The 13,676-nt window shown below is 60.8% G+C and carries 11 protein-coding genes and 1 pseudogene; 3 read left to right on the top strand and 9 right to left on the bottom strand.

All coding sequences use genetic code 11. The features are described 5' to 3' along the window. Both E8Q41_RS22670 and E8Q41_RS26015 read left to right on the top strand, forming a co-directional pair. A partial coding sequence (locus tag E8Q41_RS22670) for a cadherin-like beta sandwich domain-containing protein (RefSeq protein WP_137157846.1) occupies positions 1–3,206 on the top strand: 3,206 nt, incomplete at its 5' end. Between the two features lie 132 nt (positions 3,207–3,338). Then, positions 3,339–3,610, top strand: a pseudogene (locus tag E8Q41_RS26015) (integrase core domain-containing protein); the annotation flags it as partial. Between the two features lie 14 nt (positions 3,611–3,624). Here the strand turns inward: E8Q41_RS26015 and E8Q41_RS22660 are convergent. From E8Q41_RS22660 to E8Q41_RS22630, 7 genes are all read right to left on the bottom strand, one after another. After that, complete coding sequence (locus tag E8Q41_RS22660; protein ID WP_137157845.1) at positions 3,625–4,386, bottom strand: DeoR/GlpR family DNA-binding transcription regulator; 762 nt, start codon at positions 4,384–4,386, stop codon at positions 3,625–3,627. Then, positions 4,383–5,057 (bottom strand): adenosylcobinamide amidohydrolase, encoded by a 675-nt coding sequence (locus E8Q41_RS22655; RefSeq protein WP_170976582.1) that lies wholly within the window; start codon positions 5,055–5,057, stop codon positions 4,383–4,385. Before E8Q41_RS22655 ends, E8Q41_RS22660 begins: the two co-directional genes overlap by 4 nt. Before the next feature lie 68 nt (positions 5,058–5,125). Further along, positions 5,126–5,824, bottom strand: coding sequence for an isochorismatase family cysteine hydrolase (locus tag E8Q41_RS22650; RefSeq protein ID WP_137157843.1), 699 nt, complete (start codon positions 5,822–5,824; stop codon positions 5,126–5,128). 8 nt (positions 5,825–5,832) lie between these two features. Beyond that, a complete protein-coding gene (locus E8Q41_RS22645; protein ID WP_137157842.1) occupies positions 5,833–6,639 on the bottom strand; it encodes an ABC transporter permease in 807 nt (268 codons plus the stop codon). A gap of 2 nt (positions 6,640–6,641) precedes the next feature. Then, positions 6,642–7,541 (bottom strand): ABC transporter permease, encoded by a 900-nt coding sequence (locus E8Q41_RS22640; protein WP_137157841.1) that lies wholly within the window; start codon positions 7,539–7,541, stop codon positions 6,642–6,644. Positions 7,542–7,543: 2 nt separating this feature from the next. Next, positions 7,544–8,656 (bottom strand): ABC transporter ATP-binding protein, encoded by a 1,113-nt coding sequence (locus E8Q41_RS22635; protein WP_246660298.1) that lies wholly within the window; start codon positions 8,654–8,656, stop codon positions 7,544–7,546. A gap of 34 nt (positions 8,657–8,690) precedes the next feature. Beyond that, the gene (locus E8Q41_RS22630) at positions 8,691–9,830 is read right to left on the bottom strand and encodes a PotD/PotF family extracellular solute-binding protein (protein WP_137157839.1); all 1,140 of its coding nucleotides are present in this window, start codon (positions 9,828–9,830) and stop codon (positions 8,691–8,693) included. 301 nt (positions 9,831–10,131) lie between these two features. Between E8Q41_RS22630 and fabG the strand changes: the two genes are divergently transcribed. Further along, positions 10,132–10,902 carry a 3-oxoacyl-ACP reductase FabG gene (gene fabG, locus E8Q41_RS22625; RefSeq protein WP_137157838.1) on the top strand — a complete coding sequence of 257 codons (771 nt, stop codon included), beginning with the start codon at positions 10,132–10,134 and terminating at the stop codon, positions 10,900–10,902. A gap of 48 nt (positions 10,903–10,950) precedes the next feature. Here the strand turns inward: fabG and E8Q41_RS22620 are convergent, their stop codons facing one another. Then, positions 10,951–12,273 carry an aspartate aminotransferase family protein gene (locus E8Q41_RS22620; protein WP_137157837.1) on the bottom strand — a complete coding sequence of 441 codons (1,323 nt, stop codon included), beginning with the start codon at positions 12,271–12,273 and terminating at the stop codon, positions 10,951–10,953. Then, positions 12,270–13,277, bottom strand: a complete 1,008-nt coding sequence (locus E8Q41_RS22615) for a phosphotransferase (protein ID WP_137157836.1) — start codon at positions 13,275–13,277, stop codon at positions 12,270–12,272. Before E8Q41_RS22615 ends, E8Q41_RS22620 begins: the two co-directional genes overlap by 4 nt. Between the last annotated feature and the right edge of the window lie 399 nt (positions 13,278–13,676).

Genomic DNA, 13,676 nt, shown 5'->3' with positions numbered 1-13,676 from the left:
ACAATGATGTCAGCTCGATCAAGGTGACGCCCGTGGTCAGCGACGCCGGCGCCACGGTGACGGTGAACGGCTCGACCGTCGCCTCCGGCTCGGCCTCGGGCAATCTCAGCCTCGATGTCGGCGACAATACGATCACCGTCGTGGTCACCGCCGAGGATGGCGTGACGACCGAGACCTATACGGTCACCGTCACCCGGGCTGAAGCGGACTCCAGCGATGCGACGCTGACCAGCCTGTCGCTGTCGTCCGGATCGCTCTCGCCGAGCTTCTCGAGCGCCATCCACAGCTATACTGTGTCGGTCGACAACGATGTTAGCTCGATCAAGGTGACGCCCACCGTCAGCGACGCCAACGCCACGGTGACGGTGAACGGCGCAACCGTCGCTTCGGGCTCGGCCTCCGGCAATCTTAGCCTCGACGTCGGCGACAACACCATCACCGTCGTGGTCACCGCCGAAGACGGCGTGACGACCGGGACCTATACGGTGACGGTGAAGCGCGCTGAAGCGGACTCCAGTGATGCGACGTTGACCAGCCTGTCGCTGTCCTCCGGATCGCTGTCGCCCAGCTTCTCAAGCGGCATCAACAGCTATACGGCCTCGGTCGCCAATGCCGTGACCTCGCTGACCGTCACGCCCACCGTCAGCGACGCCAATGCGACGGTGACAGTCAACAGCACGACCGTCGCCTCCGGCTCGGCCTCCGGCAATCTCGGCCTCGACGTCGGCGGCAATACGATCACCGTCGTGGTCACCGCCGAGGACGGCGTGACGACCGGGACCTATACGGTCACCGTGACGCGCGCGGCTGCTGTTACAGTCACCCTGTCGCCCGAAGCGGGAGCCTTGACGGCGGGACGCGTGGACACCGCCTATAGCCAGACTTTCTCAGCCTCCGGCGGTACTGCGCCCTATAGCTACAGCGTGACAGACGGATCGCTGCCGGCCGGCTTGACGCTGTCCAGCGCCGGCGTGCTCACGGGCACGCCGACGACCAAGCAGGACGCCAGCTTCACCATCACCGCCACTGACGCCGAAGACGAAACAGGCGAGGCCGCCTATACGCTGAAGATCAACGCGGCCCCGGTGACTGTGACCCTTTCGCCCGAAGCGGGAGCCTTGACGGCGGGACGGGTGGACGCCGCCTATAGCCAGACCTTCTCGGCCTCGGGCGGTACGGCGCCCTATCGCTACAGTGTCACGGACGGAGCTTTGCCAGACGGCTTGACGCTGTCCAACACCGGGGTGCTCACCGGCACGCCGACGGCCCAGGAGAACGCCAGCTTCACCATTACCGCCACCGACGCCGAAGACGAAACAGGCGAGGCCGCCTATACGCTGAAGATCAACGCGGCCCCGGTGACCGTCACCCTGTCGCCCGAGGCTGGGGCCCTAACGGCGGGACGCGTGGACACCGCCTATAGCCAGACTTTCTCGGCCTCGGGCGGTACTGCGCCCTATCGCTACAGCGTCACGGACGGTTCGCTGCCCGACGGTTTGGCGCTGTCCAGCGCCGGCGTGCTCACGGGCACGCCGACGACCAAGCAGAACGCCAGCTTCACCGTCACCGCCACCGACGCCGACGACGAAACAGGCGAGGCCGCCTATACGCTGAAGATCAACGCCGCGCCTCGGATCGTGAAGTTGTCGCCCCGCGGCGGCGCCCTCACCGAAGCCATGGCAGGTGAGCAATATAGCCAATCGATCACCGCGACAGGCGGAGTTGGAGCGATGACGTTCAGCCTGACGTCAGGCAGTTTGCCGAAAGGCCTGACGCTGAATGTCTCGACCGGCGACCTGACCGGGCCGCTGGAACTCGATACCGAGGGCGACTACAACTTTGTTCTGCGAGCGCGCGACAGCCGTGGAAACTACGGAACCGGCTCATACAGCATCAAGGTCAAGCCGCGGGCCGTGACGGTGACGGATAAGCAATTGGATGTTCCAGCCGGTTCGACGCCCGTCGATATCCCCCTTCATAAGGAAGCGACCGGCGGGCCCTTCGTATCCGCCGAAAAAACCTTCGTGGAGCCGGAAAATGCGGGTGTCGCCACGATTGTTCGGGGCAGCTTCGCGCAGGCGAAAGCGACCGCGCCCGTGGGTTGGTATCTCCAGTTCGATCCGAATCCCAGCTATGCCGGACAGGTGAAGGTCGGCTTCCGCCTAACCAGCGCGCTCGGCCTCTCAAACACTGGAACGGTGACCTACAACATCGCCCTCAACAAGGACGAGGTGGCCGAGGAGGTGACCGGACTCGTCGAGGATTTCGTCCTTTCGCGGCAGAACCTCCTCGCCTCAACCATCAAAGTCCCCGACCTCCTGAAACGCCGCCGGCTGGCCGCGATGAACGAGTCGGTGACGACGCAAATCCAACCCTATACAAGCGGGTTGACGCTCAACTTTTCCACCAGTCTCGCACAAATCGAAACCGCGCGTGACCGCGCGGACGGCATAGCCGTAGGGTCGCCATCGACTTTCGATATCTGGATGAGCGGCGCTTTCATCGCGCATAACAGCGAAGGGAACGGCGATACCTCGGGAAGCTTCGCGATGATTTCAGCCGGCGCCGACTATCTGGTGACCGAGAAACTGCTCCTGGGCTTGTCCTTTCATTACGATCGGATGACAGATCCGACCGACGAGGATGGCGACTTGACTGGAAATGGCTGGCTTGCGGGTCCCTACGCCTCGGTCGAGATCGGCAAAGGCGTGTTCTGGAACGCAAATATCCTCTATGGCGGTTCGGTCAACGACATCGACACCGCCTTCTGGGATGGCGGTTTCGATACCCGCCGGTGGTTGTTCGATAGTTCCATCAACGGCGAATGGCGGCTGGACGAGGACACCGTGCTCTCGCCGAAGCTCCGCGCCGTCTATATGTCCGAAACTGTCGACGACTATGCGGTCAACAACGCGCAGGACGACACGGTGGACCTCAAAGGCTTCACCACCGAGCAGCTGCGGGCGAGCATCGGGGCGGAACTGAGCCGGGACTACCACCTGGAAAACATGGTTCTCACACCGAGCATCGGGGTCACGGGCGGTTATGCCGGTCTGGATGGTTCCGGCGTCTTCGGTCAGGTCTCGGCGGGATTGTCCGTGAACACCGAGACCATGCTGACATTCGATTTCGATTTGCTCTTCAATTTCGACGACGGCGGCGATAGATCCGCAGGCGCGCGCGCGCGCGTCGGCGGCAGATTCTGAGGTTTGGTTCGGAATTATGAAGTCGGCCCAGGAATAGTATCGTCTATTCTAAATGGTTTTTGCAGCGCAATTTTCTCGGCGAGATGTCCATAGCCGAGATTTGCTGCAGCGCGGTTGCTTGCGGCACGAGCGCTCTGGCGGTCGATCAAATACGAGGAGGTCTACCTCCACGCCTACGAGTCCGTGTCCGAGGCCCGCGTTGGCATTGGCCGTTTTACAACAGTCGACGCCCACATTCATCCCTTGACCGACGGACGCCGGATCAGGCCTACTTCAACGCGCTGGACCCAATAATGGTGGCGGCCTCATCGAGGCGGAAATCCAGTAGCAAAATACCAGGAACTGTTCAGCCAAGCCGAGCAAGCTCTGCAGGGATTGGTTCACAGTGCATGTGCTTCGTATAATTGATCACGCCGCGTCAGCACAACATCACGTTGACGCCAGCTGTGCGTATGGATTCCGATATTTCCATTCCGGGAGCTTGATCGGTTACCAGATGATTGATGGCGCTCCAGGTTGCATAGCGCGCGGTGAACAGTCGGCCGTGCTTAGAATGATCGGCCACAACAACGGTGGAAGCTGCCCGCGCGACCATGGCTGTGTAGACGGCGCCGCATTCCAGAAGCGCATCGGACGGACCGTCGGGTCCCAGTCCGCTTGCGCCGAGAATGGCGAAGTCGGCATAAAAAGAGTGGAGGAAGGACACCGCGTGCGCACCGACCGTTGCCCCTTCGGCCGCCTGATAATCCCCCGGCAACATCACCACCTTGATGGTCGGGTTGATGGCCAGCACGGTCGCCACTCCGAAGGAATGAGTGAGAACGGTGATGTTTTTCATGTCGACTGCAATGCGGCGGGCGGTGTGCACCGTTGTCGATCCGGAGCCGATCATCAGCACCTGCGCACCCTTGAGCACCTGCACCGCGGCCTTTGCGATGCGTTCGCGCTCAGTGACGAACAGAGCATGCCGTTCCGTAACGGAAGGCTCGGTCGAGAGCGATCGCACCGCGCCGCCATAGGTTCGGTTGAGCAGGCCCTGTTCGGTCATCTCGTCAAGGTCGCGACGGATGGTTTCGGTGGAAACGTCCAGCCGCTTGGCGAGTTCGGCCACGCGCAGGCTGGGCGCCTGGTTCAGCTCCGTCAGGATACGCTCCTGGCGCTGGCTCTTCGGCTTCTTCATCGCCCGTTCCCCTCCACGTCCTCAATTCTCTCCGCAACCCATTCCCGTCCTCCCGCCAGCACCGCTTGATAGACCGCTGCGCCAATGGCGCGGCCAATATCGGTGTGGAGGCCGGCATAGGTTTGCCTGGGTCCTGTCGCAGGGCAGGCAAGCGCTATGCAATCGGTGCCGGTGCCCGTCACCACAAGGCCATTCTTCTTCCATCCCAGATCGATCACTGCGCTTGTGCGCGCTTGCGCGGCAATCGACAGAGCCTCGATCATGCCGGCCTGATCGAGCGACCGATCGACATGGGCCAGCAGATTGATCGTGCCTGCAGCGCCATCGTGCGGCGCGTCGTGGCCAACCCGGCCGGCATTGGCCAGGCCCACGGTCGCCAGGCAGAAACCTGTCGCCTCTCCCTGTCGGCATTCAGCCCGGTGATGCTTGCGCACGTCCCGAGACGTCATCATCTGCACGGCTGCGCCATAGCCGCGCGCGGCAAGTCCTGTGCGCAACAGGTCTGCGGGATCGACGCCAACTGGCAAATCCCTATCCGACACTTCGAGCCAAGCGACAGAATGGGCGCGGGTGAAACCCGGCCGCGTCAGCGACCAGCTCAGCACCGCCTGTTCGTCTTCGAAGCGGGCGGCGAGAATTTTGTCTGCGCAATGGATAACGGGTGCGTTCATCGCCAAAGCTTTGTCAGGAACCGCAGCGCCGGACAAGTCTTGCTCATGCGCGCTCCCCGGCTGACTTATCATGTCGCGGGCGGCAGATAGGCGATCAGTTCGCTCGTGTTCATCACATTGGCGTAGATCATGTTGATGCGTTCGAGTTCGCTGACATGCAGATCCAGCGAGCCGGCGGCGCAGGCGTCATCGACGACAATGACGTCGAAGCTTTCATCGGCAAGGCTGCGCACGGTGGAGGAGACGCATTGATCGGTGAAAATCCCGGTGCAGACGACATGGGTAATCCCCATATTGCCGAGAACCAGCCTGAGATTGGTGCCGGTGAGCGCGCTGTCGGTGGTCTTGGTGACGACGATCTCTCCCGGCGCGGGCGCGATGGCGTCGAGGATCTGCGACTCTTGCTCATCCTTCGGCAGCAACAGATTGTTCCAGCCTGGCTTTTTCTGGCTCAGCGAGCGGTCGCGGCCATCTTCACGCAGGCAGGCGATTCGGGCAAACAGAACGTCCAAGCCGCGGCTTCGGAACTCCTGCAGAAGCCGCTGATTGTTTGGGATTACAAGCTCGTGCATGCGCTGGTGAAACGGCGTCCAGGCGTGATAACGCGCCAGATCCTCTCCGGAAAGAGAGGCGGGATCGGGTCGCTCGAGATAGGTGTTCTGCATATCGATCACGAGGAGCGCCGTTCGGCCCTTTTGCAGCACGGGATCCTCGGGCTCCGGCGCGCCCTGGTAGTAGAAAGAGCGGCGTTCGGTTTTCCAGCCCATGTCAGTCCTCATGTCTCTACGTTGCGGCGGCGCAGCAGAAGCAATATGAGGCCACCCGTCAACAGCAGAACCGCAGCCGACAGCGTGCTCATTGTGCCCAACGCCGGCACCATCGGCGAATAGCCCGCCACCATTTTCGAGTAGAGCCATTTCGGGATCGTGGAATCCACCCCCGCCGTATAAAGCGACAGCGGAAAATTGCCCCAGGACAGCAGAAAGGCAAACAGCGCGCCCGACCATATGCCCGGCCAGAGAATAGGCAGGGTGATTTCGCGGAGAATGAACAGGCGGCTCGCGCCCAGATCACGCGCAGCTTCCTCCAGCGTGGGATCGAAACCATAGACCTGGATGGCGATGACCAGCGTCACCACAGGCGTGATCCAGACGAGATGGGCAATCACCGCCGTCTGCCAGCTCGGGCTGATCCCCAGCGCGTTGAACCACAGAAGCAGCGCAAGCCCAAGAACGGGCTGCGGAAAGAACACCGGCAGCAGAATGGCCTTCTGATAGAGCTTGCGCCCCTTCCATTCATAGCGGGCGAAAGCAAGCGCGCCAAAAAACGCCAAAGCCACGGAAACCAGGGTGACGATGGCCGCGATCAGCAGCGAATTCTGCACCAGCGCCTGGATTTCGAGCGATGCGAACGTCTTGCCCCACCATTCCGTGGAGAACATCCTGATCGGAAAGCCGAAATAGCGCCCTTTGGAGAGGCCCGCGAGGGCGCCGCAAAGGATCGGCAGATAAATCAGCAGAATGACAAAGGCCGTCCAGAGCGCAATGAACAGGCGGGCGCGAGTTTGCGAGCGGGTTTCCATTATCACCTCCGGCCCAGAATGCGGTCGAGATCGAGCCGCGACAACACATAGAGCGCAAGGCCGCTAACGATCAGCACCAGGATCAGCGCCAACGCCGATCCAAGCGGCCAGTTCTGCGCATAGGTGAACGCCGTCTCGATATCCTGGGCGATGGTGATGACCGATTGACCGCCGAGGATCTTGGATTCGGCGATCGCGCCGGCGGCCAGAACGAAGGTCAGGAGCATGCCGATGAGGATGCCGGGCATGGCCAACGGCAATTCGATTTCCCGCCAGATCATCATCCTGCCGGCCCCAAGATCACGCGCGGCGTCCACCAGATCTTTGGGTATCATGGCGAGACCGAGCGACATCGGAAACAGCATGAACGGCACATAGACATAGAGCATGCCGAACAGGATGGCGCCTGGCGTGTAAAGCACGTCCGGCCCACCGGCAAAACCCAGCCATTTCAGCGTCCCGACCAGCACGCCGTTCTTGATGAAGAACAGCACCCAGCCATAGAGGCGCACATTTTCGGACACGAACAGCGGGAAGACGAAGAGCACGCCGACAAAACCCGACCATTTGCCGAACAGCCGGTTCAGCCCGTAGGCGATGGGATAAGCGATGACGGTGAGAAGCGCCACCGTCGCAAATGCATAGGCCAGAGACCAGGCAAACGACATCCACACCGTGTTGGACGGATCGACGATCGCTGCGAAATTGGCGAGCGTGAACGAGCGGAAGACGTCAAAGCTCCGGGGCGTGGCGAAGGCATAGGCGGCCACGGTCAGAAGCGGCGCCAGAAAGCCGAGGAGCAGAAGCACGACCACTGGGCTTGCCGTTTTTAGCCCGGCGGGAACGACAAAGGCCGAACGGTTCGCTGCGGGCGCTGGAGATTCAAGACTCGCAACCGCCATGATCAATCTCCCACAACGATGGCGTCGGCGGCGTCCCAGCCAATGGAGACCTCTTCGCCCGCGGCAATGTGGCCGACGGCTGCGCGCGGCGCCTCGACGAGATAAATGCGCTCGCCGGCATGGATCTGATACTGAATGCGCGATCCCAACGAATATTCATTGTAGATCTTGCCTTTGATGACATTGTCGGCGCGCGACTGGGGATCGATGATCCGCATCGTTTCGGGCATGACGATGACCGTCGCCTCATCGCCTGAGATGCTCTGCTCATGCGCCACGCGAACCGGCAGTCCCTCTGAGGTAAACCAGGCGCCGCCCCTCTTCGTCACGGCGAAACTGTTCACTTCGCCGAAGAATTCCGCCACGAAGCGGTTGGCCGGCTTGGTGTAGATGTCCTCGGGCGTGCCGATCTGCACAATCTTGCCTCGGCTCATCACGCCGATGCGGTCCGACATCACCATGGCCTCTTCCAGCGAATGGGTGATGTAGACAAAGGTCTTGCCGCTTTCGCGATGCAGATCCTTGAGTTCCTTCTCCAGCGCCTTCTTCAGCTTGTAATCCAGCGCCGACAATGGCTCGTCGAAAAACAGCACGTCTGGGTCATAGGCGAAGGCGCGCGCCAACGCCACGCGCTGCTTTTCGCCGCCCGAGCAGCGCATGACATTCTTGCCGTAATAGCTCTCGGGCAACCTGACCATGCGCATCAGCTCCAGCGCCCGCTCCTTGCGCACGGCTGGCGCGATCTTGCGGACCTTGAGCGCGAATTCGATGTTTTCACCCACTGTCTTGTGCGGAAACAAAGCGAGCGACTGAAACACCAGACATGTCGGCCGCTTGTCGGCCGGCACGTCGTTCATCAGTTCGCCGCGGAGCGTAATATAGCCATGCGTTGGCGCCTCCATGCCTGCCAGCATGCGCAGAAGCGTCGTCTTGCCGGATCCAGACGGGCCGACAATGGTGACGAACTCCCCCTCCTTGATGTCCACGTCGATGCCATCGACGGCTGCGAAATCGCCGAAGATTTTCTTGACGCCCACCAATTGCAAGACAGGCTTGGCGGGCGCGGGCCGTGTATGCCCGCTTTGGGCGGCCGGCGCGTCAGGAAGGGCAGTCATCGCAAGGCTCATAATCAGTCTCCGCTGGTCTGGCTCAACCGCGCAGGCGCTTGGCGGCGGTCATCAGTTCGAGCGCCTTGGGATAATCGGGCACGATGTCATATTCGGCCGAGCGCGCCATTTCCTCTTCCAGGCTATCCCACTGGATGGCTTCCAGCTCGTCCTTGGTGAAGAGTTCGAAGCATTTCGGATTGCCCATCTGGGCGACGGGATTGAACGTGCCTTCGGCGAAGGCCACAGTATGGGCGACGTCCGGCGCCTGGACATATTTCAGGAATTCCTGCGCCAGAGGCGAAAGGCTCGGATTGTTGACCGTCGAGGTGATCTCGATCCAGGAAATGCCGCCCTTGCCGTCGATCGGCCCCTTGAGCGGCGTGATGGCGCGCAAATTCGGATAGCCGTCGGCGCGAGCCGGCGAGACCGAATAGGTGCCGCCGGTCAGATAGAGGTCGATTTCACCCGACACCAGCGCCTGATTGAGCGAAGCCATATCGCCCACCAGCTTGGCGCCCTTGAACACCCGTTCGGCCGTCTCCGAGAATGTCTTGAACTCGGCTTCGCTGTGCTCCTTGAACGGGTTGATGCCGGCGATCAGGAAAATATTGAAGACATTCCAGTCATCCGATTCCTGGATGCCGTATTTGCCGGTGATGGATTTGTCATTGAACAGATCCCAGCCCTGTTCTTCCGCCGTCTTGCGCGCGATCTTGTCGGTGTTGACGACGAAGGAATAAGGCCCAAAGCGCTGCGCCATGCCCAGCAGATCCTTGCCGTCGTCGCTCATCGCCCAGCGATAGGGCGCTTTGAACTCGGGCAGCATCTTGTCGAAGAAGGGCTCGAATTCGGCGCGCGGCAAAGGCTTGATCAGACCAGCCGGCGCCATGACCTTACGGGCCCAGGGATTGTTGACGTTGATCAGATCCCAGATCTTGGTCTCGCCGGCGCGCAGCCGGTTGATCATTGTCGGGTCGTTGGTCAGGCTCTCGGCCTTGACCGTCGCGCCCTGGCTGGAGCGGAAAGGATCAAGCACCTGAGCAGAATTATAGCCCTCCCAGCACAGGATGTTGAGCTCCTTCTCGCGCGCGGCGAAGGCGTTTGCGGCGTTGGCGAGCGGGCCAGCAAAGGCGGACGCGCCCATCATCTGCATCATGTTGCGTCTGGACATCTTCATCATGACTGTTCCCTTTTTTCAAAGCCTGGTTGGCAAGGCTTGGCTTCTTGATGTTGGAAGTGTGTCGCATAAATGTGTGGTTTACAACATGAAATTTGTCGGTCATTGTGCGTTGCGGAAAAATAATGGTTCCTGTGGCCGATATGGACGTCACTTGTTGACGGTTTGCCTAAATATTGGAAAACGCGTGCAATTCTTTTGTGCGGCGCGCCTCTTCCAGTGGCAGGTTGGAGTCGGCTGCAAAAAATGGCCATCCGCATAAGCGCGCGGCTACACGATGAAATGACAGAGGTGGGAGAAGAAAATGTTGAAGTCACTACAGGGCAAGACAGTCATCGTAACCGGCGCCAGCCGCGGCATCGGCAAGGGGATTGCGCTGCGGTTCGGCGAGGCCGGCCTCAATGTGGTCGCGGTGTCGCGCAGTCAGTCTGACGCCGAAGCGATCGCCGCCCTGATCGGCCCAAACGCCATCGGCTTCGGCGCCGATGTCAGCACGCCGGAAGGCTGCCAGGCCATGGCTGCTGCGGCTGTTGAGAGATTTGGCGGCATCGACGTGCTCTGCGCCAATGCCGGGATTTTCCCCGCCGCCAAGCTCGGCGAGATGACCGCCGCTGATTTCGATCATGTCATCAACACCAATCTCCGCAGCACGTTTTTGAGCGTCAGCGCCGTTCTGCCGGCGATGACCAAAGCGGGCCAAGGCCGCATCGTCATCACCTCATCGATCACCGGCCCGATAACGGGCTTTCCCGGCTGGTCGCATTATGGCGCCAGCAAAGCCGGGCAACTGGGCTTCATGCGCACCGCCGCCATCGAGCTTGCGCCAAAGAACATCACGGTCAACGCCGTCATGCCAGGCAATATCTTCACCGAGGGGCTGGATGGTATTGGCGGCGATTATATCGCCAAGATGGAAGCGTCGATTCCGATGCGCAGGCTGGGTGTGGTTGCGGACATCGCCAATGCGGCGCTGTTCTTCGCCTCGGAAGAAGCCAATTACATCACGGGCCAGCAGATCGTGGTCGATGGCGGCCAGGTCCTGCCTGAATCCATGGGCGCGCTCGAAGCGATGTGAGGCGGAAACCACAGCTCCGGGCGCAACGCGCCCGGCGTTTTCCGGCGCTTACCGCGCCGCTAGGATGGTTTCCAAGGTCTGCGTGAAATAGCCGACATCCTGTTCGCCGAAACACAGAGGAGGGCGGATCTTCAGGGTCGCGCCATATTTGCCGGCGGCTCCGATCAGAACCCCGTGCGCCTTCATCTGATTGATGACATACGTCGTCAGCGCGGTGTCCGGCGCGCCATCCGCGTCGACGAAATCAAGCCCGATGAACAGGCCCGCTCCTCGCACCGCGCCAATGGCGTCATGGCGCGAACCAAGATCCTCCAGGCCGCTTTTGAAGCTTGCGCCCACGCGGGCCGCATGCGCAACCAGTTCTTCCTCGGCAATCACATCCAGCACGGCAAGGCCAGCTGCGGCGGCGACCGGATTGCCGCCAAATGTGTTGAAATAGCCTGTCTCCTCGCAAAACTGCGCCAGCAGATCCGGCCGCGTCACCACGCCGCCCATGGGAAAGCCATTGCCCATCGGCTTGCCCATTGTGACGATGTCCGGCGTCACATCATGCCGGTTGAAGCCCCACATGCCGCCGCCAGTGCGGCCAAAGCCGGGCTGCACCTCGTCGGCGATGAACAGCCCGCCAGCCGCATGGACGGCTGCGATCGCCGGCTTAAGGAAACCGGCCGGGTCCGCATAAATACCGTCGCTTGAGAAGATGGAGTCGACGATCAGGCCGGCCAGATCATGGCCATGCGCTTTGAGGTCAGCGATGGCGGTTGCGACATCGGCGGCAAATTGCGCGGCGACCTCTGCGCCTTCGCCGGAAGGCGCTCTGACCGTGCGCACGAAATCGGCCGGCTTGCGTTTGCGCAGCGAGGACGGCGAAATCTCGGTCACCAGCGACGTGTTGCCGTGATATGCGGTCTCGGTGACGATGAAGCCTTTGGCGCCAGCTGCGATTTGGGCGATGCGCATGGCGAGGTCGTTGCTCTCGCTGCCCGTGCAGGTAAGCACGACATTGCTGAGCGGCGCCGGAAAGGTGGCAAGAAGCCGCTCGCAATAGGTTTCGAGCGCGCGGTTGATATAGCGGGTATGGATGTTGAGCTGAGCGGTTTGCCGGGCGATCGCCTCCACCACGCGCGGATGGCAATGGCCGACCGAGGGCACATTGTTGTAGACATCGAGGTATTTGCGGCCCTCGACATCAAACATATAGGCGCCCGAAGCATGCGACATTTCGATCGGCTGCTCATAGAACAGCACCGAGGCAGCGCCATAGGTCGCCGAGCGCCGCGCCACGCGATCCGCAAGTTCCGGGGAGAAGCCATCTGCTCTCGATGCGTCAAAGCGGTTGAGCGCAAGAATTTCCTTGGCGGCGACAGTCATGCTGCAAGTCCTGATCTGACGGCCTCGGCGAGATAGCGTTCGGCCAGCGCCACCGTGCCGTCGGTATAAGCCGTTCCCATCGCTTGCGCGGTCGGCGTTTCGGCATGCGAAGCGATCCAGGCCGTGAGCTGCATCCGCCGGAGCATGATCAGCATCGGCAGGGCGGCCTCCTGTTCGGGCGGCAGGGGCGCGACCCGTCGATAGCCGTCAAGCCAGGCCGCCATCAGATCGGGAATATAAGGTTCATGCTCCATGAAGCTGATGGCGGCGGCAAAATCATAGGCGAACCAGGACAGGCCACAATCGTCGAAATCGATGACGCCAAGGCGCTCGCCATCCACCAGTAGATTGGCCGCGCGCATGTCGCAATGCACCAGGCCGAAGCGATCCTCGCCATAACCATAGGCGGCGATCTGCTGCTCCAGCAACTGATAGGTCCGCTCCAGAATCTGCTGGCCCGCCGTAGTCAGGCCCAGCGCCTGGCGCCAATCTCCCCAATGGGCTCCTGGCCCGATGACGCGATCGAAATCCCAGGTCTTGCGAATGAAGTTATCAGGCCGCTTCCAGTTGCGGCTGTGGGCGTGCAGACGGGCGTTAATTTCGCCCAGCGCTCCATACCATTTGACCAGAGCCGATTCCGCATCCGGTTCGCGGCCGGACATATATTCGAAGGCGACGGCAAAGCGATGGCTCTCTCCGTCAAAGAAGCTCTGCAGCAGCCGTCCGTCAGCGCCGGGGATCGGCTTGGGAGTTGCAACAATGTCTTCGGAAATGAGCGCTTTGATCCAGGCCAGTTCGGAGAGAATTTCTGCCTCCGAATGATAATCCGGCCGGTGCACGCGAACGATGAGCGCTTGCCTATTCGCTTTGTTCTCAATCAGGAATGTCGCGTTTTCAGAGATGGTGAGCAGCCTGATTTCCGCCTCTGGCGTCTGGCCCCATTGCGGAGCCAGTTGTCTGACTCCGTTGGTGAGCCTCAAGAGAAATTGTTCGCTGTACAACATTTCCGATGGTCCTGATCCTGCGATATTTGGGGAATACAACATAAAAATGTGGCAGAAGCAACGTAAAACATGGGGAAGTCTGGAGAGCGGAAATTTGCATCGATGGATGCGTAAATGCGTTGGATTCTGCGCAGAACTGAGCCGGTTGTGTATGTAGTGAACCACGCGGGCGGGACGCGATCGTCAAATCCAGCTGAAATTCAACAGTAAGGTCAGCCATCTGGACCTCCTGTCTGAAGGGTGGGTTGCAACACCACCATCCAATCAGTCAGGAGGCTCCGTTCAAAGTCTGCCTCAATCGCCGCGCTAGCGGCTTAGTTTGGACTTGCATCGGAAAAGTGGAGAGGTTTTCTTGAGTTGAAAGGAAACCGGAATGCCGAAGCAGAAGAATTTTACCAA

The sequence above is a fragment of the Rhizobium sp. FKL33 genome, from assembly GCF_005222915.1.
Taxonomy (GTDB): domain Bacteria; phylum Pseudomonadota; class Alphaproteobacteria; order Rhizobiales; family Rhizobiaceae; genus Rhizobium_E.
This window is presented reverse-complemented; position numbering and strand designations above follow the sequence as displayed.